The following is a 20607-nucleotide window of genomic DNA, read 5'->3' as shown; positions in this document are numbered from 1 at the left end:
GAGACGGCGAACTGCCGCGCCGGTCATGGCGTGTTGGGGGCGGGGCGGGGGTGCCCTGCGCGATCATCGCCCCGACATGCTCGACACATCGCAGGGTGAGCCGACGGCTCCCGTCTCCGAGACCCCCATCGCCCGGGCCGCCGCCGCTCTGGCCCCCGAGGCCTCCCCGCCCGTCGCGGCCGAAGGGCGCGGGTGCCTCTTCGCGCTCTCCCAGCCGCCGCTGATGATCTTCCTAGCGGTGGTCGGGACCCTGCTGCTGCTCGCCGCCCTGCACGACCTCTACCTGCTCTGAGCCCTCGGGCCGGACGTCCGCCTCCTTGCGGCGGGCCCGGTACGCGGCCACGTGCAGCCGGTTCCCGCAGGTCCGGCTGTCGCAGTAGCGGCGCGAGCGGTTCCGGGACAGGTCCACGAAGGCCCGCCGGCAGTCCGGGGCCTCGCACCGGCGCAGCCGCTCCTGCTCCCCGGAGACCACGATGAAGGCCAGCGCCATGCCGCCGTCCGCCGCCAGGTGGTCGCCCACCGAGGCGCCCGGCGCGAAGTAGTGCACGTGCCAGTCGTAGCCGTCGTGGTCGGTGAGCTGCGGGGTGGTGCCGGCCGTGGCGACCAGCTCGTTGATCAGTGCGGCGGCCGCACGGGAGTTCGGTGCCGCGAAGACCTGGGCGAACTTGCCCCGGACCGTCCGCACCCCGGCGAGGTCGCGGGCGCCCAGATCGCCGACGTCGCTGATCGCGTGCTCCTCGACGAAGCCGCGCAGCGCCCTGAGGTCGGAGAGGGCGTCTGGCTGCTCCGGTTCGGCCGCGGTGTTCACCAGCGCGACGACGACGTCGAGCGCGCGACGGGTGTCGTGGGGGATCTGCACGGGGTCGCTCCCTGGGTGCCGGGCCTTGCGGCGGCGGGCCGCTGCCGCCCACTGGGGGCCGACAATAGCGCTTACCGCGGGAAAGGTACCCGAGCACACCGGCGCCGCCCCCGCGGGTGGCTTCCGCGGAGACAGCGCCGGCACTGCCGTATGTGGTTGTCCGTCGCGCACCGTCGCCCCGAGTCGGACGGTGGCGGGCCGGGGGCCTGGCTCAGCTTTCGGCCAGGATGTGGGACAGCTCCTTGTCGAGGTCGAAGTGCCGGTGCTCGGTCCCGGGTGGGACCGCGGCGTCCGTCCGCTTGAGGAACGACTCGAGGGCTCGGGCGGGTGCTTCGAGCAGCGCTTCTCCCTCCGGTGAGCTCAGGGCGATGCAGACGACGCCCTGACCGTGGCTGCGGGACGGCCAGACGCGGACGTCGCCGGTACCGGTGGGCCGGTGGAGGCCCTCGGCGAGGAGGTCGCGGGCGAACACCCATTCGACCGTCTCCTCGGCGCCGGTGTGGAAGGTGGCGTGCACGGCGTAGGGATCGGCCGTGTCATACCGCAGGCCCGCCGGAACAGGCAGTGAGGACTCGCTCGACACAACGAGGCGCAGGTGCAGCTCGCAGCTGACCGTGGTGTTCATAAGCGCCAGGGCCTTTCGCTCAGTGTGCGCTCGGGGATTCGCACGTCGGCGAAATCGACATGCCACCTACGGTGCCGTTGTAAACCCCTCTGACCGTTTTGCGGACCTCTGGGTCCCTCGGACGGCGGATCCAAACCGGCATTCACGTGTGCTTCCGACTCCGGTAGATTCGGCGCCATGAATACGGGGAGTGACCGCGGAACCAACGAATCCGCCCGCAGTGAGCCGACCGCCGAAGAGGCGCCGCAGCACGAGTCGAAGGCGCCCGCCTTCATCAAGGCCAACCGCAGCCTGCACCTGAGCTGGCAGGTCGGCGTCTTCATCGTCGGCCTCGCCGTCATCGGCGCCGGCGTCGCCATGCTCGTCCTGCCCGGCCCCGGCTGGGTCGCGATCTTCGCGGGCCTCGCGATCTGGGCCACCGAGTTCGCCTGGGCCTCCCTCGTCCTGCGCTGGACCAAGCGCAAGGTCACCGAGGCCGCGCAGAAGGCACTCGACCCGAAGGTGCGGCGCCGCAACATCATCCTCACCAGCGTCGGCCTCGCCATCGCCGCTGCGCTGATCGGGTTCTACCTGTGGAAGTACGGCCTCACCCTGCCGTGGAACATCAAGGACCAGTGACCGGCCGGTCCGGTGCCGCTCCGGTGCCGGACGGGTGCCGGTTCGGGGGTGTCACGGAGCACCGCTGACATGCGGTAATGTTTGCGGTGCGTCCGGGCGATTAGCTCAGTGGGAGAGCACTTCGTTCACACCGAAGGGGTCACTGGTTCGAACCCAGTATCGCCCACCCGGAGCAGAGGCCCGGAGACTCGGAAGAGTCTCCGGGCCTCTGTCGTACGCCCGGACCCGCGCCCGCCCTCAGCGCAGCCGCCCGATCGCCGCCCGCAGCCGGCGCGCGTCCCGCAGCCGCTTCTCGTACGTCGCGCCCACCACCAGCAGCAGCAGGCCCGCCAGCGCCGGCGGCAGCCAGCGCGGCAGCACGCCCACCACCTGCACCACGTACGGGGCCAGCTCGTGCAGCGCCACCGCCGCCAGCACCGCACCGCCCAGCAGCAGCGGCGCCCGGAGCCGGCGGTGCGCCCCCGCCAGGGTGAGGGCCAGCGCCGCCGTCCCCAGCAGCAGCGGCCGCTGCCAGTGCGCGTCGCCCCAGGCGGCCACCAGGCTCGGCAGCAGCGCCGCCCCCAGCCCCGCCCCGTACGCGGACCAGGACGAGGCCCCCGGATCCCGGCGGCGGCGCAGCAGCCCCATCACGAGCGCCGGCACCGCCACCGGCAGCGCGTACGCCTCCGGCACCGCCACCCCCCACGCCGCCAGCCGCACCCAGGCCGCCGCCGCGAACAGCACCCCCGCCGCCCAGCCCAGCGCACGCCGCTCCGGCCGCAGCGCCGCCCCCGCGCACACCGCCCCGGCCAGCCCGAGCACCAGCGCCAGCACCGGCCGGTCACCCGCCGCGAGCGCCACGGCCACCGCCAGGGCCCCCGCCCCGGCCGCCGCCGACTCCGCGGCGACCCGCACCGGACCCAGCCGGGCCGCCACCGCCGCCACCAGCGCCGGGACCGCCAGCACCGCCACCGCCCGCCAGGACCAGGGCAGCCCCGCCACCGCACCCAGCGCCACCGCCAGCGCGGCCGCGTACCCGACGGCGCCCACCGCGCAGCCCGCCCGCACCGCCGCCGCGGCGGCCCCCTGGGCGGCTCCCAGGGCGCAGCAGGCGCCCAGCAGCCCGAACACCGCGAAGGTGGCCGCCCGGCCGTCCAGCGCCGCCAGGGACACGCTGAGGGCCCCCACGGCCGCGCACCCCGCGGCCGCCAACGCCACCGCCCGCGCCGGAGCCCGCACCGCCGCCACCCCGGCCGCCGCCACCACCCCGAGCTGCGCCGCGAACACCGCCCAGGCCGGCAGGCCCGGCCCCATCGGGGCCGCGAACAGCGCCGCCCCGCCGCACACCACCGCGGCCGCCACCGCCGGCGGCCGCGGCAGCACCCCGCCCGGCAGCCACAGCGCGCCCGCCGCCAGCAGCAGCACCGCCGCGACCCCCGCACCCGGCCCGCCCTGCTGCGGGGCCGTCGCCGCCCACACCTCGCGCAGCACCGCGGCCCGGGCCACGAGCGCCACCGCCACCGCCGTCAGCCCCGCGAGCGCCCCGAGGGCCGCCACCGCCGCCCCGGCCCGCAGCAGCCCGCGCCGCACCGCCCCCGGGACCGCGCCCGAGCCCGCGCCCGCCCGCACCGCCACCGCCGCCAGCGCGAGCGCCGCCGCCACCCGCGCCGCGACCGCCCACCACGCGGAGCCCGCCCCGGCCGGGACCAGCGCCCCGGCCGCCGCCACCGCCGCCAGGCCCCCGGCCAGGGCGGCCGCCGAAGCCCGCGGCTCGCGCCAGGCCACCGCCACGCCCACCAGGCCACCCGCCGCCAGCAGCAGCGCCGGTCCGGCCGCACCCGGCACCGCGAGCGACCGCGCCAGCCCCAGCGCCAGCGCCGTCCCGCCCAGCACCCCCGAGCACACCCATGCGGGCACCCGTACCGCGCGGCGCACGACCCCCGCCGTCCCCGCCGCCAGGGCCGCGTCCAGCGCCGCCGTCGCCAGCAGCGCCGCCCCGGCCCCCAGCGGGCCCGCCCCCGCCGCGGCCGCCGCCAGCGGCAACGGCAGCTGCGCGGCCCCCACCGCGGCGAGCACCGGCAGCCGCAGCCGGCCCAGGGCCGCCCCGTAACCGGCCCAGCCCCCCGCCAGCACCGCCGACGCCCACGCCGCGTACGCCACCCCGTCGGCACCGGACAGCCCGACCGCGCGCACCGCGTACGCGTCCAGCACCGTCAGCAGCAGCCCCACCCCCGCGACCGCCTCGGCCGTGGACCGCAGCCCGCGCCGCAGCAGCGCGGCGGGCGCCGCCAGCGCCGCCGCCGTCAGCACCGCCAGCACCGCCGAGCGCCCGCCGATCCCCAGGGAGCCCCAGCTGACCAGGGTGAACGCCAGCGCGGCCACCGCCAGCAGCACCGCGCCCAGCGTCAGCAGCACGTTCTGGGCGCTCGGCTTCGCGGCCGCGGCCGCGGGCACGGGCGGCCCGAACGGCGCCGCGGGCCCGAACCGCCCCGACGGCGCCGGCTGCGCCGCCAGGAGCCGCAGCAGCCAGTCCCGGCGGGCCAGCAAGTACCCGCGCCGGGCCTCCAGTCGGGCCAGCTCGCCGTCGATGAGCGCCAGCTCGTGAGCCGGCGGAAGGGGGGAGTCCATAGCCGGAGTGTGGCGCCGGTCACGCCGTCAGGACATGGGCGTGCGTACTCAGATGAACGGTGAGTACCTACTCGGGAGACCGCCCGCGCCGCAGCACCCCGGCGGGCCAGACTGGAACCATGCCGCGCTGGACGCACTACCGCTTCCGCAGCGTGTGGGACCTCGACGCCCCGCCCGCGCTCGTCTACTCCCTGCTCGCCGACCCCGCCCGCTACCCGGACTGGTGGCCCCAGGTCCGCCGGGCCGAGCGGATCGACGGGCGCACCGGGACCGCGCTGATCCGCTCGGTCCTCCCGTACGGGATCCGCGTCACCGTCACCGGCCTGCTCGACGATCCGGCGCGCGGAGTCCTCGAAGCGGCCCTGGGCGGCGACGTCGAGGGCTGGGCGCGCTGGACCGTACGCCCCCGGGGCGCGGCCGGCGCCGGCCGCACGCGGGCGGTCTACGAGCAGGAGGTCGAGGTGCGGGCCGCCCTGCTGCGGAGGTTCGCGCTCGCCGGGCGGCCGCTGTTCCGGCTCAACCACGCGCTGATGATGCGGGCCGGACGGCGCGGCCTGCGGGCCCTGCTGGCCGCCCCGCCGGAAGCGGTTTGATCCGGCCCCGAGGCTCTTGTATTGTTCAGTGCGTTCCCGGGCGATTAGCTCAGCGGGAGAGCACTTCGTTCACACCGAAGGGGTCACTGGTTCGATCCCAGTATCGCCCACCGGGACAGGCCGGTCCGTCTGATGACGGACCGGCCTTCCGCATTTCCCGGGACCCTTCGACCCCGGTGCCGGCCGGTCAGGCGGCCTGCGGCAGTTCCGGGCGCAGCGGCCAGTGCGGATCGACGGCCTCCGGAGTGCCCTGCCGGGCGAACCACGCCTGCAGCCCCCGCGCCTGTGCCGCGTGCCACACCGCCTGGAGCGTGTGCAGCTCCGCCGGGGTCAGCCGCTCCAGCCGCGCCGCGAACCGGCGCCCGACCGCCCGTACGACCTCCAGCGCCGCCTGCGCGTCCACCGAGGCGTCGTGCGCCCCCTCCAGCTCTATCCCGTAGTGCGCGCACAGGTCCGTCAGCGTGCGGCGGCCCTTGCGGTAGCGGTCCAGGTGCTTGTCCAGGACCCGCGGGTCCAGCACCGTCAGCGGCCTGTTGTCCAGGTACCGCGCCAGCGTCGACGCCCGGTGCCGGCGCAACTCCCGGTCCAGCAGCGTCAGGTCGAACGGCGCGTTCATCACCACGACCGGCCGCCCCGCCACCTGCTGCTCGCCCAGCGCCCGCGCTATCTCCTCCACCACCGGCGCCGGCCACCGGCCGTTGCGCTGGAGGTGCTCGTCGGTCAGGCCGTGCACTTCCGTGGCGCCCGGCGGCACCGGGACGCCGGGATTGACCAGCCACCGCGTGGAGCGGACCCGGCCGCCCGCACACTCCTGCACGACGAGCGCGGCGGACACGATCCGGTCCTGCTCGACGTCCACCCCGGTGGTCTCCGTGTCGAAAGCGGCCAGCGGCCCCTCGTACCAGCGTGTCATGGCGAACTCCTCGTCCCCGGTCGGCGGATGGGCCGCACCGGGCACCTCCGCCCCATGACGCGCCGACCCCCGCCGAATCCGTGATACCCGTGCCGTTTGCCCCGTACGCCGTTTGGCGGCAGCCGGGTACGGAGACAACTCCCTCGGGGGGTCGCACGCATGACCGGTCGTCACCCCGCCACTCCCGTTCACCGTTCACGGCAGGGCCCGGAAGGCATGGGGAGCCGGCCATGGCGCTCACACAGCCCGAACCGGGCGGGGTGCTGCACGGACAGGGCGATCCGCCGACCGGACCGCTGCGCGGCACACTCGCCACCACCGCCTGCATGGAGACCCTCCAGGTGGGCTACCTGCACGCCGTAGCGGCCGCGGCAGGCTGCTCGCTCTCCCAGCCCTTCCCCGACAACGGCGTCGACTGGCACGTCAGCCACGGCGCGCCCGAGCACGTCGTCGACGACGAGGTGACCATCAAGGTGCAGCTGAAGGCGACCTACCAGATACCGCCCCGCCCCGCCGGGGCCAGCTTCGGCTTCACCCTGGACAACGAGCACCTGGTGAAGCTGGCGCGGACACCCGTCGCCGTCCACAAGATCCTCGTGGTGATGCTCGTACCGCGGCAGCGGGACCAGTGGCTGAGCGCCGGCCACGACCGGCTCGACCTGCGGCACTGCTGCTACTGGACCAACCTCGCCGGTCACCCCGTGACCGGCCGGCGCCGCACCACCGTACGGATCCCCACCGAGCGGATCTTCGACGACCGGGCGCTGTGCGAGATCATGACCCGGGTCGGGTCGGGAGGGACACCCTGATGGACCGGTACCCCGCGCACCTCGAACCGCTGCCCCGCCCCGGACCCGCGCCCGGCGCCCCCGACCCCGGACAGGTCGACCCGCAGGTCCTCGGCGCGCTGCTGCACCGGCACGGCTGGCTGCGCCGGGGCGGGGCGGCGGGCCGCTACGGGCGCTGGACCCCGCCGGACCGGGCCGGGACCAGCCTGCTCGTCCCCGAGAGCCGGGGCTTCCCCGACTGCGCCGACCTGGTGGAGGAGGCGCTCACCGCGCTGTCCCGCAGCGGGGTGCCGTCCGCGCGGGAGGTGCTCCTCGGGCTGAGCGTGCCCAGCGACGAGGTCCGCTGGGAGCGGGAGGTGCCGCAAGGGCCGTACGGCTTCCAGGGCGAGGCCGCCTGGCCCGCGCAGGAACGGCTGCGCTCGGCCGCCCGCCGGCTGCTGCTGGCCGGGGCCCTCGCCGACCGCGCCCGCGCCGGGTACTACGGCGCCCGCCACCGCGCACAGGCCGAGCGGTTCCTGGACGGCGTGCTGGTGGGGCCCGCCCCGGGCGGGCGCAGGCTCGCCGCGTACGTACCCGTGGCCGGGGGGCGGGGGGCGGTGACGCGGCTGCACCACGCGCTGCACGCGGCCCGGGAGGCAGTGGACTACCAGAGGGCGACCGGCGGCATGGAGGCCTTCGACGCCGCGGTGGCGGCGGGCGTCAGCCGGGAGCTCGCCGAGGCGCTGGTCTCGCTGGTCCGCGGCTCGGAAGGGGCCCGGATCGCACTGGCCTGGGCACCGGCGGCCGGGGTCCCGGCCGGGTGCGCGGCCCGGCCCGAGCCGGTGGAGTTCTCGCCGGGCGACCTGCCCGTGCTGCGCGAGGCCGCAGCCCGCTACACCCGGGCCGAGCCGGCCGTCGCCGTGCGGCTCGCGGGGGCCGTGGTCCGGATGCGGCGCTCGGCGGCGGGCGGCGGGGGGACGGTCCGGCTGCGGGTGCTGTCCGGGGCGGACGTCCCGTACGTACGGGCCGCCCTCGACGAGGAGGGCTACCGGATCGCCGTCCACGCCCACCTCGCCGGAATGCCGGTCCGGGTCAGCGGCCGGCTCTCCCGCCGGGGCGGCTTCCGCAGGCTGGCGCGGGCCTCGGACGTGACGCCGGTCCCGCTCGACGAGATGGAGCGGGACCGGCTGATGAAGTCCCTGGACGCGGCCTACGACCCGGACGACGTGCTCCCGTCGGACGACTAGGGGGCGACCGGTGCCGCGGTGTCCGGGCTCTTGGGGGGCTTGGTGCCCTCCAGGGTGGTCACCGGGTCGCCCCGCTCGACCGTGACCGGGACGCCGCCGGTGATCTTCTCCAGGCGGGCCTTCAGGTCCTTCGACGCGGCGCCCGCCTCGGTGCTGGTCACCACGACCCCGGAGGCGTCCCGGGCCGCCGAGAAGGTGTACAGCGGGAAGGCGGACCGGCCCTGGTCGGCGGCGAGCCGCTGCACGGCCGCCATGAGCGCGCGGTGCGTGTACCGGCTCAGGTACAGGTCGGCGCGGCCCGGGTCGACGGACGGGTCGGCCTTCCGGGCGGCTTCCAGCAGCAGCCGGCCCCGGGCGAGGTCGGTCACGCACAGCGCGACCCGGCCGGCGGGCCGGTCGGTGGTGTGGCTGCCGTACACGTCCGCGAAGGCTCCGTAGCCCTGGGCGCCGACGGCCTGCGACAGGCTCATGGCCTCGGGGGTGTTCGCGGGGGTCCCGTCGATGGTGGTGGGCGGCGCGCCCGGCCCGGAGCGGTCGGCCCCCGGGCAGGCCGGCGCCCCGCCCGCGGACGGCGACGCCGAGGGCGCCGCGGACACCGGTGCGGGCGGCGCCGGCGGCTTGGCCGCGGCGCCGGAACCGGCGGTGCCCCCGCAGCCGGTGAGCAGCGCGGCGGCGATACAGGTGAGCGTGACTGCGGTACGGCGCATGATTCCTCGTTCCCCCTGGGTCCCCTGGTTCCCTGTACTTCGGGCGCCCCTGGGACGTACCCGCCCGCCGACCGGTTCCCCCGCCCGGCGGCTAGCGGCTTCCGGCCAACGTGAAGGAGGCCATCCGCAGGCCCGGTACGGGGGTGAAGTCCGTGCCGCGGGTGAAGCCGAGGCGCTCGTACAGGGCCACCGCCGGGGTGTTGGCCGCGCCCGTCGTGACCTCGACCCGGCGGCCCGGGAAGAGCTCCGCCAGGGCGTGGCGCACCAGCAGCGAGGCGACGCCCCGGCGGAACCAGGCCGGGTCCACGCACAGCCGGTCGACGGACACGCCGTCCCGCGTCTCCTCCCAGGCCAGGAACCCGGCGACCGCGCCCGCCTCCGTCACCGCGCCCAGCCAGCGCAGCGGCCGCGCCCGCATCTCCTCCAGGCCCTCGCCGAGCGCCGGGATGCCGTCGAAGCCGATCAGCTCCGCCTCGACGGCGTAGGCGGCCAGGCCGATCCGGTGCACGGCGGCGGCCGTCGCGTCGTCGGCGAGGTCCAGCGGGCGGGGCTGCGGCATCGCGGGCCGCTCCTTTCGGGGTCGGGCGGGAACGGCCACGCTACCCGCGCGGCGGCGGCGGGGCGGGGCGGTTTCCGCGCCCGCCGGGGGCTCCGCGGCGGGGCTCGGGGGGCGCCCCCGTTAACCGTTTCGCGGCGCGGCCACTCGGCTCGGTACGATTCAGGCGCGCAGCGTTCGCCTGCGCACCCCCTGAGTCAGGAGAGACCGGTGTCAGACGTCCGTGTGATCATCCAACGCGATTCCGAGCGGGACGAGCGCGTGGTGGCCACGGGCACTACGGCGGCGGAGCTCTTCGCCGGCGAGCGCACCATCGTCGCCGCGCGCATCGCCGGCGAGCTGAAGGACCTCTCGTACGAGGTGAAGGACGGCGAGACCGTCGAGCCGGTGGAGATCTCCTCCGAGGACGGCCTCGACATCCTGCGCCACTCGACCGCGCACGTCATGGCGCAGGCCGTGCAGGAGCTGTTCCCCGAGGCCAAGCTCGGCATCGGCCCGCCGGTCCGCGACGGCTTCTACTACGACTTCGACGTCGCCAAGCCCTTCACTCCCGATGACCTCAAGACCATCGAGAAGAAGATGCAGGAGATCCAGAAGCGCGGGCAGAGGTTCGCCCGCCGCGTGGTCTCCGACGAGGCGGCCCGCGAGGAGCTCGCGGACGAGCCGTACAAGCTGGAGCTCATCGGCATCAAGGGCTCCGCGTCCACCGACGACGGTGCGAACGTCGAGGTGGGCGGCGGCGAGCTGACCATCTACGACAACCTCGACGCCAAGACCGGCGAGCTGTGCTGGAAGGACCTCTGCCGCGGTCCCCACCTGCCCACCACCCGCAACATCCCGGCGTTCAAGCTGATGCGCAACGCGGCCGCCTACTGGCGCGGCAGCGAGAAGAACCCGATGCTCCAGCGCATCTACGGCACCGCCTGGCCCTCGAAGGAGGAGCTCAAGGCGCACCTCGACTTCCTCGCCGAGGCCGAGAAGCGCGACCACCGCAAGCTCGGCAACGAGCTCGACCTCTTCTCCATCCCGGACGAGATCGGCTCCGGCCTCGCCGTCTTCCACCCGCGCGGCGGCATCATCCGCCGGGTCATGGAGGACTACTCGCGCCGCCGGCACGAGGAGGAGGGCTACGAGTTCGTCTACTCCCCGCACGCCACCAAGGGCGCCCTCTTCGAGAAGAGCGGCCACCTGGACTGGTACGCGGAGGGCATGTACCCCCCCATGCAGCTCGACGGTGGTACCGACTACTACCTCAAGCCCATGAACTGCCCGATGCACAACCTGATCTTCGACGCGCGCGGCCGCTCCTACCGTGAGCTCCCGCTGCGCCTGTTCGAGTTCGGCACCGTGTACCGGTACGAGAAGTCGGGCGTGGTCCACGGCCTGACCCGGGCCCGGGGCTTCACCCAGGACGACGCGCACATCTACTGCACCCGCGAGCAGATGGCCGAGGAGCTCGACCGCACGCTCACCTTCGTGCTGAACCTGCTGCGCGACTACGGCCTGACCGACTTCTACCTGGAGCTGTCCACCAAGGACCCGGAGAAGTTCGTCGGCTCGGACGAGGTCTGGGAGGAGGCCACCGCGGTCCTCCAGCAGGTCGCCGAGAAGCAGGGCCTCCCGCTGACCCCCGACCCGGGCGGCGCGGCCTTCTACGGCCCGAAGATCTCCGTGCAGGCGCGCGACGCCATCGGCCGCACCTGGCAGATGTCGACCGTGCAGCTGGACTTCAACCTGCCGGAGCGCTTCGACCTGGAGTACACCGGCCCGGACGGCTCCCGCCAGCGCCCGGTCATGATCCACCGCGCGCTGTTCGGCTCCATCGAGCGGTTCTTCGCGGTGCTGCTGGAGCACTACGCGGGCGCCATGCCGCCGTGGCTGGCCCCGGTCCAGGCCGTCGGCATCCCGATCGGCGACGGGCACGTGGAGTACCTGCAGGAGTTCGCCGCCGCGGCGAAGAAGCAGGGCCTGCGGGTCGAGGTGGACGCGTCCTCGGACCGGATGCAGAAGAAGATCCGCAACCACCAGAAGCTCAAGGTCCCGTTCATGATCATCGTCGGTGACGAGGACATGGCCGCGGGCACCGTCTCCTTCCGCTACCGCGACGGTTCGCAGGAGAACGGCATCCCGAAGGACGAGGCGCTGGCGAAGCTGGCCAAGGTCGTCGCCGACCGCGTCCAGGTCTGATCCGGGCCCGACGACGGTCTGATCCAGGCCTGACCGGCCGACGAGCGGGGCCCCCGGAAAGCGATCACTTTCCGGGGGCCCCGCTCGTTCCTCCGGACGAGGTCATATGCTGCATGGCATGACGATTGAGCCGGAGCGGCAGAACGGTGTGGGCACGCACGACGGGTTCCAGCGACTGTGGACCCCCCATCGGATGGCCTACATCCAGGGCGAGAACAAGCCGACCGGCCCGGAAGCCGGGGACGGCTGTCCCTTCTGCGGGATTCCGGAGATGTCCGACACGGACGGCCTGGTCGTGGCTCGGGGCAAGCACGTCTACGCGGTGCTGAACCTCTACCCGTACAACGGCGGCCACCTGATGGTCGTCCCGTACCGCCACGTCGCCGACTACACCGAGCTCGACGGGCCGGAGACGGCGGAGCTGGCGGACCTCACCAAGCGGGCCATGGTCGCGCTGCGCAAGGCCTCCGGGGCGCACGGCTTCAACATCGGCATGAACCAGGGCGCGGCCGCCGGCGCCGGCATCGCCGCGCACCTGCACCAGCACATCGTGCCCCGCTGGGGCGGCGACACGAACTTCATGCCGGTCGTCGGGCACACCAAGGTGCTGCCGCAACTGCTCGCGGACACCCGCCAGATGCTCGCCGACGCCTGGCCGAACGACTGATCAGCCCGTACGGCCCTGGCGCCGCTCCGCCAGGACCGCCTCCACGTCGAACTCGGCGAGGCCGAGCGGCGGGCCCGGCGGGGGCCGGCGCAGGGCCGTGCGGATCTTCTCGTTGACCTCCGCCAGGACCTCCCGGGCCCGGCGCTCCGTCGGGGCCGCCAGGGCCGCCTCCCGAGCGTCCTCGGCCTCCTTGCGCAGGGCCAGCGCCGGCGGCAGCACGGCGAAGCCCTCGCCGTGGAGCTTGCGCCGGATCCACCACATCTCGTCGTACGGGGCGTCCAGCGAGGCCATCGGCTTGCCCCAGCCCGGCAGCCTCTCGAACTCGCCCCGGTCGGCGGCCTCTCTGATCTGCCGGTCCACGAAGGACTCGAAGCTGACACCAGGCGGCTTGCGCTCGGTCATGACGGCTCCTCCCCGGGGCGGGCTGCGACTCCTCCAGCGTACCTACGCGTCGTAGGCGTCCGCCCTGCGCGGGGACGGCTCCTGGACCATGCCGCTCATGATCGAGGAGCGGTTGGTGAAGGCCGCGGTGTCCACGCCGTTCTCCTCCAGCACCTTGAACGTCGCCGTGTGCACCGACCGCAGCACGGGCGCCACGGTGCGCAGGGCGTCGTCCGCCATGAAGCGGTGGCGCCACATGGAGCCCGCCCAGACGTGCCGCAGGCCGAAGGGCTCGGGCAGGACCAGCTTGCCGCCGAAGTACTCCAGCAGCGGCGGGTACCAGGTCAGCGGGGCGCGCGCGGCGAGCCGGACCACCTCCATGGTGTCCACCAGCGGCAGGGGGCGCTCCACGGTCTCCCAGAAGCGGATGGACTTGGGGACCTCGATCACCGGGGCCTTGGACTTGGTGGTGAAGAGGCCGTGCACCGGGCCGAGGGCGTGGGCGGTGACGTCCACGCGCAGGGTCTTGTAGAGGACGGTGACGGTGACCAGCATCGTGATGACGAGCTGGCCGTCCCAGAGCGGGTACTGGATGCCGAGGTAGTGCCGGTTGCCGGCGCTGAACTGCTGCTCGTTGCAGATCCGGGTGATCTCGTGCGGCTTGACCAGGAAGGTGTCGACGTTGTCGCCGCTGGGGCGGGCCACCTCGGCGGCGCCCTCGCCGACGGGGGTGACGATCCAGTGCTGGATGGAGGCGGCCGGGAAGCCGCCGGTGTGCAGGGGGCCGCGCTCCAGCTTGCGCAGCTGCGCGTCGATCGCGCGTATGACGTCCCAGCTGCGGAAGGGGTGGATCTCGTGCCCGTCCGTCTTGGGGTTCAGCTCCTCGGCCATCTGCCAGCTGCCCCAGCGGGTGCCCATGCCGAGGATGCCCTTGGGGCCGGCGTAGAAGACGGAGTTGCTGCGGTCCTCGGCGGTCAGCTTCGCCAGCTGGTGGCGCAGGTCCTCGCGGGCCTTCTCGTCGGGGTTTCCGGGGACCGCCTCGGGGATCTTGGCGGCGACGGGGGCGCCGCCGCCGAGCAGGCCGTCCCAGCGGGAGCGCAGGTCGGCGGCGGTGTTCTCGCAGATCCGGCGGGCCAGGTACCAGCCGAGGACGGGGGCGACGAGCGCGCCGAGCAGGTACAGCTCCAGCAGGCCGCTGCCGGGCTGGCGGTACACCACCCGGTAGAGCAGCACGGCGCCGACGAGGACCACGCCGACGAGCAGGGCGGTGCCGATCCAGGTGCTCTTCCTGCCCTCGCCCTTGGACAGGGTCTTGCGCAGCTGGAAGAGGCCGAGCCAGAGCAGCAGTCCGGGCAGGAACACCACTCCCGCGACCAGCATGATCAGGCGCAGCTTGCGGTCGCGTTCCTTGCGGATGCGGGAGGCGGCCAGGCAGTGCTCGACGACGGTCTGCGGGTCGGCGCCGAAGGACTGGATGAGCGGTTTGCGGCCGGCGCCGAGGGTGCGGGCCTCGACGGCCCGGCAGAACGCCTCTCCGAGGTTGGGTTCGAGGAGGGAGACCTTCGGGGCCTTGACCGAGGCCGGGTGGTTCTCGCTGTTCGCCCCGAGTATGGAGGACAGGGCGGTGTCCTTGCCGCCGTCGCGGTACGCGGCGGAGGCGAGGGCGTTGGTCGCCGCGGTCTGGCCGCCGCCCCCCTGGAGAGGAATCTGTGCTCCGGGCCTGAAGTCGAAACCGTCGTCCGCCACCGCTGCCCCCATCGCCGTGCCACTGTGCTCTTTGCCCGTGGTGCCGTCGTGCTAGTCGTGCTGGTCGTGCTGGTCGTGCTGGTCGTGCCGCCGTTGCCGGCGGAGTGTCGCGCTCTGTCGTGGTCCGTTGTGCTCTCCGTCGCGGCGAAGAGCCTATATGCGTACCCGTCCCCATGGTCATGGGACAGGGAAATACCGCCCACCGCAAGCCGGTTGGGTGGGCGGTACCCGGGGTGCTATGACAACTGGCTTCCCCTCTCCGCCTGTTCGCGCATCTTGTCCGCGAGGTGGGCCGGCATGGGCTCGTGCCGGGCGTACGTGCGGCTGAAGCGGCCCGTGCCGTGGGAGACGGAGCGCAGGTCCACGGCGTAGCGGCCGATCTCGATCTCGGGGATCTCGGCGCGCACCCGGGACCGGCCGGGGCCGGACGGCTCGGTGCCGACGACGCGGCCGCGGCGGCCCGAGAGGTCGCTCATGACCGGGCCCACGTACTCGTCGGGCACCTCGACGTCGAGTTCGGCCACGGGCTCCAGCAGGTGGATCGGGATGTCGGCGGCGGCTTCGCGCAGGGCGAGGGCGCCGGCCGTCTGGAAGGCGGCGTCGGAGGAGTCCACCGAGTGCGCCTTGCCGTCGCGCAGGGTGACGCGTACGTCGACCAGCGGATAGCCGGCCGCGATGCCGCGGGCGGCCTGGGCCCGTACGCCCTTCTCGACGGAGGGGATGAACTGGCGGGGGACGGCGCCGCCGACGACCTTGTCGACGAACTCGATGCCGCTGCCGGGCGGGAGGGGTTCGACCTCGATCTCGCAGATGGCGTACTGGCCGTGGCCGCCGGACTGTTTGACGTGCCGCCCGCGTCCGGCGGCCTTGGCGCCGAAGGTCTCGCGGAGGCTGACCTTGTGGGGGACGGGGTCGACCTGGACCCCGTAGCGGGTCTTGAGCCGTTCCAGGACGAGGTCCTGGTGGGCCTCGCCGAGGCACCACAGGACGAGCTGGTGGGTGTGCGGGTTCTGCTCCAGCCGCAGGGTGGGGTCCTCGGCGACGAGGCGGGCCAGGCCCTGGGAGAGCTTGTCCTCGTCGGCCTTGCTGTGGGCCTCGACGGCGAGGGGGAGCAGCGGCTCGGGCATCGGCCAGGGCTCCATGAGGAGCGGGGCGTCCTTGGCGGAGAGGGTGTCGCCGGTTTCGGCGCGGGTGAGTTTGGCCACGCAGGCGAGGTCGCCGGCGATGCAGGTGCCGAGGGTGCGCTGCTGTTTGCCGAAGGGGGAGGTGAGGGTGCCGATGCGTTCGTCGACATCGTGGTCCTCGTGCCCGCGGTCCTCGAGGCCGTGTCCGGAGACGTGGACGGTCTCCTCGGGGCGCAGGGTGCCGGAGAAGACGCGGACCAGGGAGACGCGCCCGACGTAGGGGTCGGAGGAGGTCTTGACGACCTCGGCCAGCAGCGGCCCGGCCGGGTCGCAGGTGACGTCGGGGCGGGGGGAGCCGTCGGGGGCGGTGACGGCGACGGGGGCGCGTTCGGCGGGGGTCGGGAAGCCGCCGGTGATCAGTTCGAGGAGCTCCACCGTGCCCAGGCCCTGGCGGGCGCCGTCGGCGGCGGGGGCGGCCATCAGGACGGGGTGGAAGGTGCCCCGGGCGACGGCCCGCTCCAGGTCGTCGATCAGCGTCTTGACGTCGATGTCCTCACCGCCGAGGTAGCGGTCCATGAGGGTCTCGTCCTCGCTCTCGGCGATGATCCCCTCGATGAGGCGGGAGCGGGCGTCGTCGATGAGGGCGAGCTCGGCGGGGTCCGGGTCGCGTTCGGCGCGCTCGCCGGAGGCGTAGTCGTACACGCGCCGGGAGAGCAGGCCCAGCAGGCCGTTGACGGGGGCGTGGCCGTCGGGTCCGGCCGGTCCGTGCAGCGGGAGGTAGAGCGGGATGACGGCGTCCGGGTCGTCGGCGCCGAAGATCTCTCCGCAGACGGCGGTCATCTGCGAGTAATCGGCGCGGGCTGCCTCCAAATGGGTGACGACGATGGCGCGCGGCATGCCGACGGCCTCGCATTCGTCCCAGACCATCCGGGTGGCTCCGTCGATCCCGTCGGAGGCGGAGACGACGAAGAGGGCCGCGTCCGCGGCGCGCAGACCGGCCCTGAGTTCCCCGACGAAGTCGGCGTATCCGGGGGTGTCCAGGATGTTGATCTTGATTCCGGCCCATTCGACGGGGACCAGGGACAGCTGCACGGAGCGCTGGCGGCGGTGCTCGATCTCGTCGTAGTCCGAGACCGTGCCCCCGTCCTCGACCCGTCCGGCCCGGTTCACGGCCCCCGCGGTGAGGGCCAGGGCTTCGACCAGCGTGGTCTTTCCGGCGCCGCTGTGGCCGACCAGCACGACGTTCCGTACGGAATCGGGGCGGTCGGCCGTCAGTGCCCTGCCGGCGGCTCCGGCTTGGTGTGATGTGGCTCCCATGCTTCTCGTGCCTCCTGGTGTCGCGGTGAGGAGGGTGATCGGGGTCCTTCGAGCTTTGCACTGCCGTCACACTGCGTCCATACGTGGTACCGGCCACGGTCGGCTGCGCGGCGGGAGGGTGACGGGAGGCCGCGGCGGGCAGGGAGCCGGAGCGAACCGGTGGGTGCGAGGCGCTGCGGGCGCGGGGCGCTGGCTACGATGGGCCAGCCGGAGGCCGTGGTGGCCCCTCGGCCCAGCGACCCTCTGGGAAGGCCATGCTGAACAAGTACGCGCGTGCGTTCTTCACGCGTGTTCTCACGCCGTTCGCCGCATTTCTCCTGCGCCGGGGGGTGAGCCCGGACGCCGTCACCCTCATCGGCACCGCCGGAGTGGTGGCCGGAGCGCTGGTCTTCTTCCCCCGGGGCGAGCTCTTCTGGGGAACGATCACCATCACCCTCTTCGTCTTCTCCGACCTGGTGGACGGCAACATGGCCCGCCAAGCCGGCAGCTCCAGCCGGTGGGGGGCGTTCCTCGACTCCACGCTCGACCGGGTGGCCGACGCGGCGATCTTCGGCGGCCTCGCGCTCTGGTACGCGGGTCTGGGCGACGACAACGTGCTGTGCGCGGTGGCGATCTTCTGCCTGGCCAGCGGGCAGGTGGTCTCGTACACGAAGGCCCGCGGCGAGGCGATCGGGCTGCCGGTCGCCGTCAACGGGCTCGTCGAGCGCGCCGAGCGCCTGGTGATCTCCCTGGTCGCGGCCGGCCTGTCCGGCCTGCAGACCTTCGGGGTCCCCTCGTGGATCGGAGTGCTGCTGCCGGTCGCGCTGTGGGTCGTGGCGGCGGGCTCGCTGGTCACGCTGATCCAGCGGGTGGTCACCGTACGCCGCGAGGCGGCCGAGGCCGACGCGGCGGCCGCCGCCGGTGCAGAAGGCGGGGCGCTCTGATGGGCAAGGCGCAGGACAAGCTGGTCGACGGGCTGTACGGGCTCGGCTGGGCGGGCGTGAAGAAGCTGCCCGAGCCGGCGGCGGTGGCCCTCGGCCGCAAGATCGCGGACGTGGCGTGGAAGCGGCGCGGCAAGAGCGTGCTGCGGCTGGAGTCCAACCTGGCCCGGGTGGTGCCCGACGCGACCCCCGAGCGGCTGCGCGAGCTGTCGCACGCGGGCATGCGTTCGTACATGCGCTACTGGATGGAGTCCTTCCGGCTGCCGGCCATGGACCCGACGCGCTTCGGCGAGGACGTCCAGCTGAAGGACGACCACATCCTGCGCGAGGCGATCGCCTCCGGCCGCGGGGTCATCGCCGCCCTGCCCCACCTGGCCAACTGGGACCTCGCCGGCGCGTGGGTCACCGGCCACCTCGGCGTCCCCTTCACCACCGTCGCCGAGCGGCTCAAGCCCGAGTCCCTCTACGACCGCTTCGTGGCCTACCGCGAGAGCCTGGGCATGGAGGTCCTGCCGCACAACGGCGGCGCCTCCTTCGGCACCCTGGCCCGCCGGCTGCGCTCCGGCGGGCTGATCTGCCTGGTCGCCGACCGGGACCTGTCGGCCTCCGGGGTCGAGGTGGACTTCTTCGGCTCCCGGGCCCGGATGCCCGCGGGTCCCGCGCTGCTGGCGCAGCAGACCGGGGCGGTACTGCTGCCGGTCACCCTGTACTACGGCGACACCCCGAAGATGTACGGCCGCTTCCACCCCGAGGTGGAGGTGCCCGAGCAGGGCACGCGGACCGAGAAGACCGCCGTCATGACCCAGGCGGTGGCGGACGCCTTCGCGTCGGGCATCGCGGAGCACCCGGAGGACTGGCACATGCTGCAGCGGCTGTGGCTCGACGACCTGGAGGAGCGCCCGTAGTGAAGATCGGCATCGTGTGCCCGTACTCGTGGGACGTGCCGGGCGGCGTCCAGTTCCACATCCGCGACCTGGCCGAGCACCTGATCCGCCAGGGCCACGCGGTGTCGGTGCTGGCCCCGGCGGACGACGAGACCCCGCTGCCCCCCTACGTGGTCTCGGCGGGCCGGGCGGTGCCGGTGCCCTACAACGGGTCGGTCGCCCGGCTGAACTTCGGCTTCCTCTCCGCCGCCCGGGTACGCCGCTGGCTGCACGAGGGCGTCTTCGACGTCATCCACATCCACGAGCCGGCCTCGCCCTCGCTGGGCCTGCTGTCCTGCTGGGCGGCGCAGGGCCCGATCGTGGCGACGTTCCACACCTCCAACCCGCGCTCGCGCGCGATGATCGCCGCGTACCCGATCCTCCAGCCGGCGCTGGAGAAGATCAGTGCCCGGATCGCGGTGAGCGAGTACGCCCGCCGCACCCTCGTCGAACACCTGGGCGGGGACGCCGTGGTCATCCCCAACGGCGTCGACGTCGACTTCTTCGCCAAGGCCGACCCCAACCCCGAATGGTCCGGTCAGACCCTCGGCTTCATCGGCCGCATCGACGAACCCCGCAAGGGCCTCCCGGTGCTGATGGCCGCCTTCCCCGCCATCGCCGAGGCCTGCCCGGACGTCCGCCTGCTCGTGGCCGGCCGCGGCGACGAGGAGGAGGCCGTGGCCTCCCTCCCGGAACACCTGCGCTCCCGGGTGGAGTTCCTCGGCATGGTCTCCGACGAGGACAAGGCCCGCCTGCTGCGCAGCGTGGACGTCTACGTCGCCCCCAACACCGGCGGCGAGAGCTTCGGCATCATCCTCGTCGAGGCCCTGTCGGCGGGCGCGGCCGTCCTGGCCTCGGACCTCGACGCCTTCGCCCAGGTCCTGGACCAGGGCGCGGCGGGCGAACTCTTCGCCAACGAGGACGCCGCCTCCCTGGCCGCGGCGGCGACCGCCCTCCTCCACGACCCGGCCCGCCGCGCGGAACTGAGCACCCGCGGCTCGGCCCACGTACGCCGCTTCGACTGGTCGACGGTGGGCGCGGACATCCTGGCGGTCTACGAAACGGTCACCACCGGAGCGGCAGCCGTCGCCACCGACGAACGCGTCCCCCTCCGCACCCGCCTGGGCTTCACGCGGGACACGTAGGGGCCCGTAGCGGGTAGTGTCGCCGCCCGTGATCGAAAACCTTGTCTGGATCGCGGTGGCGCTCGCCGTCGTCGGGGTCTACCTCAGCTGGACCGCCGGGCGGCTGGACCGGTTGCACACGCGGATGGACGCCGCCCGGGCCGCACTCGACGCGCAGCTCGTGCGGCGGGCTTCCGTGGTGCTGGAGGTGGCCACCTCCGGGGCGCTCGACCCCGCGTCCTCGCTCGTGCTGTACGAGGCCGCGCACGCCGCGCGGCAGGCCGAGGAGGAGTACCGGGAGGTCGCCGAGAGCGAGCTCAGCCAGGCGTTGCGGGCGGTGTTCGCCGACGCGGACCAGGTGGAGGTGCTCAAGGCCGCCCCGGGCGGGGTGGAGGCGGCCGAGGAGCTGGCCGCGGCGGTGCGCCGGGTGCCGATGGCGCGGCGGTTCCTCAACGACGCCGTACGGGCCGCCCGCGCGCTGCGGCGCCACCGGAAGGTCCGATGGTTCAGACTGGCGGGACACGCGCCGTTCCCGTTGGCCTTCGAAATGGACGATGAGCCTCCGGTGGACCTCGCGGACCGCCCCGCCTGAGGTTCATAGGGCCGCGGGGGACAAATGAAAGAGCCACCGGCTCCACATTGGCCCTTGTAGTGGACTGGTCGGTGGGGTTGTCTCAGCCCAGTAAGACCCGTCTTTCCTTCGCGTTCGTTTCGAGTGAGGTCAAC

Annotated in this window: 20 protein-coding genes and 2 tRNA genes; 13 read left to right on the top strand and 9 right to left on the bottom strand. The window is 74.0% G+C overall.

Annotation, left to right across the window (positions count from 1 at the left end; genetic code table 11):
• The first annotated feature begins 76 nt into the window (after nt 1-76).
• The gene (locus ACQKM2_RS07575) at nt 77-292 is read left to right on the top strand and encodes a hypothetical protein (protein WP_427707371.1); all 216 of its coding nucleotides are present in this window, start codon (nt 77-79) and stop codon (nt 290-292) included.
• Here ACQKM2_RS07575 and ACQKM2_RS07570 read toward each other — a convergent pair.
• A complete protein-coding gene (locus ACQKM2_RS07570) occupies nt 233-859 on the bottom strand; it encodes a CGNR zinc finger domain-containing protein (protein WP_427707370.1) in 627 nt (208 codons plus the stop codon). The genes ACQKM2_RS07575 and ACQKM2_RS07570 overlap by 60 nt on opposite strands.
• A gap of 211 nt (nt 860-1070) precedes the next feature.
• Complete coding sequence (locus tag ACQKM2_RS07565; RefSeq protein ID WP_030011909.1) at nt 1071-1484, bottom strand: SsgA family sporulation/cell division regulator; 414 nt, start codon at nt 1482-1484, stop codon at nt 1071-1073.
• A gap of 177 nt (nt 1485-1661) precedes the next feature.
• Here ACQKM2_RS07565 and ACQKM2_RS07560 point away from each other — a divergent pair, with 177 nt between their 5' ends.
• Complete coding sequence (locus tag ACQKM2_RS07560) at nt 1662-2102, top strand: TIGR02611 family protein (protein ID WP_427707369.1); 441 nt, start codon at nt 1662-1664, stop codon at nt 2100-2102.
• Between the two features lie 94 nt (nt 2103-2196).
• A tRNA-Val gene (locus ACQKM2_RS07555) sits at nt 2197-2268 on the top strand.
• 71 nt (nt 2269-2339) lie between these two features.
• Here the strand turns inward: ACQKM2_RS07555 and ACQKM2_RS07550 are convergent.
• The gene (locus ACQKM2_RS07550) at nt 2340-4709 is read right to left on the bottom strand and encodes an SCO7613 C-terminal domain-containing membrane protein (RefSeq protein ID WP_427707368.1); all 2370 of its coding nucleotides are present in this window, start codon (nt 4707-4709) and stop codon (nt 2340-2342) included.
• A 119-nt stretch (nt 4710-4828) separates the two neighbouring features.
• Here ACQKM2_RS07550 and ACQKM2_RS07545 point away from each other — a divergent pair, with 119 nt between their 5' ends.
• Together ACQKM2_RS07545 and ACQKM2_RS07540 are read left to right on the top strand one after the other, a co-directional pair.
• Entirely contained in the window at nt 4829-5302 is a 474-nt protein-coding gene (locus ACQKM2_RS07545) for an SRPBCC family protein (protein WP_427707367.1), read from the top strand.
• 38 nt (nt 5303-5340) lie between these two features.
• Nucleotides 5341-5412 (top strand) — tRNA-Val (locus tag ACQKM2_RS07540).
• Nucleotides 5413-5489: 77 nt separating this feature from the next.
• Here ACQKM2_RS07540 and ACQKM2_RS07535 read toward each other — a convergent pair.
• Entirely contained in the window at nt 5490-6215 is a 726-nt protein-coding gene (locus ACQKM2_RS07535; protein WP_362474165.1) for a 3'-5' exonuclease, read from the bottom strand.
• Nucleotides 6216-6445: 230 nt separating this feature from the next.
• Between ACQKM2_RS07535 and ACQKM2_RS07530 the strand changes: the two genes are divergently transcribed.
• Both ACQKM2_RS07530 and ACQKM2_RS07525 read left to right on the top strand, forming a co-directional pair.
• Nucleotides 6446-7024 carry a DUF4365 domain-containing protein gene (locus ACQKM2_RS07530; protein ID WP_427707366.1) on the top strand — a complete coding sequence of 193 codons (579 nt, stop codon included), beginning with the start codon at nt 6446-6448 and terminating at the stop codon, nt 7022-7024.
• The gene (locus tag ACQKM2_RS07525; RefSeq protein ID WP_427707365.1) at nt 7024-8229 is read left to right on the top strand and encodes a hypothetical protein; all 1206 of its coding nucleotides are present in this window, start codon (nt 7024-7026) and stop codon (nt 8227-8229) included. The genes ACQKM2_RS07530 and ACQKM2_RS07525 overlap by 1 nt, the downstream gene beginning before the upstream one ends.
• Here ACQKM2_RS07525 and ACQKM2_RS07520 read toward each other — a convergent pair.
• Both ACQKM2_RS07520 and ACQKM2_RS07515 read right to left on the bottom strand, forming a co-directional pair.
• Nucleotides 8226-8936 (bottom strand): hypothetical protein, encoded by a 711-nt coding sequence (locus ACQKM2_RS07520; RefSeq protein WP_427707364.1) that lies wholly within the window; start codon nt 8934-8936, stop codon nt 8226-8228. The genes ACQKM2_RS07525 and ACQKM2_RS07520 overlap by 4 nt on opposite strands.
• A 91-nt stretch (nt 8937-9027) precedes the next feature.
• A complete protein-coding gene (locus ACQKM2_RS07515) occupies nt 9028-9495 on the bottom strand; it encodes a GNAT family N-acetyltransferase (protein ID WP_427707363.1) in 468 nt (155 codons plus the stop codon).
• Between the two features lie 207 nt (nt 9496-9702).
• Between ACQKM2_RS07515 and thrS the strand changes: the two genes are divergently transcribed.
• Nucleotides 9703-11679, top strand: a complete 1977-nt coding sequence (gene thrS, locus ACQKM2_RS07510; RefSeq protein WP_427707362.1) for a threonine--tRNA ligase — start codon at nt 9703-9705, stop codon at nt 11677-11679.
• Nucleotides 11680-11785: 106 nt separating this feature from the next.
• The gene (locus ACQKM2_RS07505) at nt 11786-12346 is read left to right on the top strand and encodes an HIT family protein (RefSeq protein WP_427707361.1); all 561 of its coding nucleotides are present in this window, start codon (nt 11786-11788) and stop codon (nt 12344-12346) included.
• Here ACQKM2_RS07505 and ACQKM2_RS07500 read toward each other — a convergent pair whose 3' ends face one another.
• From ACQKM2_RS07500 to ACQKM2_RS07490, 3 genes are all read right to left on the bottom strand, one after another.
• Nucleotides 12347-12748, bottom strand: a complete 402-nt coding sequence (locus ACQKM2_RS07500) for a DUF1992 domain-containing protein (RefSeq protein WP_427707360.1) — start codon at nt 12746-12748, stop codon at nt 12347-12349. It lies immediately after the preceding gene.
• Nucleotides 12749-12790: 42 nt separating this feature from the next.
• Nucleotides 12791-14473 (bottom strand): hypothetical protein, encoded by a 1683-nt coding sequence (locus tag ACQKM2_RS07495; RefSeq protein WP_427707359.1) that lies wholly within the window; start codon nt 14471-14473, stop codon nt 12791-12793.
• 236 nt (nt 14474-14709) lie between these two features.
• On the bottom strand, nt 14710-16914 hold the full coding sequence (locus ACQKM2_RS07490) for an elongation factor G-like protein EF-G2 (RefSeq protein WP_427707357.1): 2205 nt from the start codon (nt 16912-16914) through the stop codon (nt 14710-14712).
• A 254-nt stretch (nt 16915-17168) separates the two neighbouring features.
• Here ACQKM2_RS07490 and pgsA point away from each other — a divergent pair, with 254 nt between their 5' ends.
• Genes pgsA through ACQKM2_RS07470 form a run of 4 tightly spaced genes read left to right on the top strand, consistent with a single transcriptional unit; the run spans nt 17169 to nt 20473 of the window.
• The gene (pgsA, locus tag ACQKM2_RS07485) at nt 17169-17837 is read left to right on the top strand and encodes a phosphatidylinositol phosphate synthase (RefSeq protein ID WP_427707356.1); all 669 of its coding nucleotides are present in this window, start codon (nt 17169-17171) and stop codon (nt 17835-17837) included.
• Entirely contained in the window at nt 17837-18739 is a 903-nt protein-coding gene (locus ACQKM2_RS07480) for a phosphatidylinositol mannoside acyltransferase (RefSeq protein ID WP_427707355.1), read from the top strand. Before pgsA ends, ACQKM2_RS07480 begins: the two co-directional genes overlap by 1 nt.
• Nucleotides 18739-19902: a glycosyltransferase family 4 protein gene (locus ACQKM2_RS07475; protein ID WP_427707354.1), complete on the top strand. Its 1164-nt coding sequence runs from the start codon at nt 18739-18741 to the stop codon at nt 19900-19902. Before ACQKM2_RS07480 ends, ACQKM2_RS07475 begins: the two co-directional genes overlap by 1 nt.
• 28 nt (nt 19903-19930) lie before the next feature.
• Nucleotides 19931-20473, top strand: a complete 543-nt coding sequence (locus tag ACQKM2_RS07470; protein WP_042800642.1) for a membrane protein — start codon at nt 19931-19933, stop codon at nt 20471-20473.
• Nucleotides 20474-20607 lie beyond the last annotated feature (134 nt).

It is taken from the genome of Streptomyces sp. NPDC004126, assembly GCF_050275515.1.
In the GTDB taxonomy this organism is placed as follows: Bacteria; Actinomycetota; Actinomycetes; order Streptomycetales; family Streptomycetaceae; genus Streptomyces.
Note: the sequence above shows the minus strand (reverse complement) of the source record. Positions and strands in the feature narration are given on the sequence as shown.

Excerpts from the sequence above, each read along its gene's own strand:
- ACQKM2_RS07575 (WP_427707371.1), top strand. The coding sequence starts at position 77 with ATGCTCGACACATCGCAGGGTGAGCCGACGGCTCCCGTCTCCGAGACC.
- ACQKM2_RS07525 (WP_427707365.1), top strand. The coding sequence starts at position 7,024 with ATGGACCGGTACCCCGCGCACCTCGAACCGCTGCCCCGCCCCGGACCC.
- ACQKM2_RS07490 (WP_427707357.1), bottom strand. The coding sequence starts at position 16,914 with ATGGGAGCCACATCACACCAAGCCGGAGCCGCCGGCAGGGCACTGACG.
- ACQKM2_RS07480 (WP_427707355.1), top strand. The coding sequence starts at position 17,837 with ATGGGCAAGGCGCAGGACAAGCTGGTCGACGGGCTGTACGGGCTCGGC.
- pgsA (WP_427707356.1), top strand. The coding sequence starts at position 17,169 with ATGCTGAACAAGTACGCGCGTGCGTTCTTCACGCGTGTTCTCACGCCG.
- ACQKM2_RS07520 (WP_427707364.1), bottom strand. The coding sequence starts at position 8,936 with ATGCGCCGTACCGCAGTCACGCTCACCTGTATCGCCGCCGCGCTGCTC.
- ACQKM2_RS07505 (WP_427707361.1), top strand. The coding sequence starts at position 11,786 with ATGCTGCATGGCATGACGATTGAGCCGGAGCGGCAGAACGGTGTGGGC.
- ACQKM2_RS07535 (WP_362474165.1), bottom strand. The coding sequence starts at position 6,215 with ATGACACGCTGGTACGAGGGGCCGCTGGCCGCTTTCGACACGGAGACC.
- ACQKM2_RS07545 (WP_427707367.1), top strand. The coding sequence starts at position 4,829 with ATGCCGCGCTGGACGCACTACCGCTTCCGCAGCGTGTGGGACCTCGAC.
- ACQKM2_RS07515 (WP_427707363.1), bottom strand. The coding sequence starts at position 9,495 with ATGCCGCAGCCCCGCCCGCTGGACCTCGCCGACGACGCGACGGCCGCC.
- ACQKM2_RS07500 (WP_427707360.1), bottom strand. The coding sequence starts at position 12,748 with ATGACCGAGCGCAAGCCGCCTGGTGTCAGCTTCGAGTCCTTCGTGGAC.
- ACQKM2_RS07565 (WP_030011909.1), bottom strand. The coding sequence starts at position 1,484 with ATGAACACCACGGTCAGCTGCGAGCTGCACCTGCGCCTCGTTGTGTCG.
- ACQKM2_RS07560 (WP_427707369.1), top strand. The coding sequence starts at position 1,662 with ATGAATACGGGGAGTGACCGCGGAACCAACGAATCCGCCCGCAGTGAG.
- ACQKM2_RS07530 (WP_427707366.1), top strand. The coding sequence starts at position 6,446 with ATGGCGCTCACACAGCCCGAACCGGGCGGGGTGCTGCACGGACAGGGC.
- ACQKM2_RS07550 (WP_427707368.1), bottom strand. The coding sequence starts at position 4,709 with ATGGACTCCCCCCTTCCGCCGGCTCACGAGCTGGCGCTCATCGACGGC.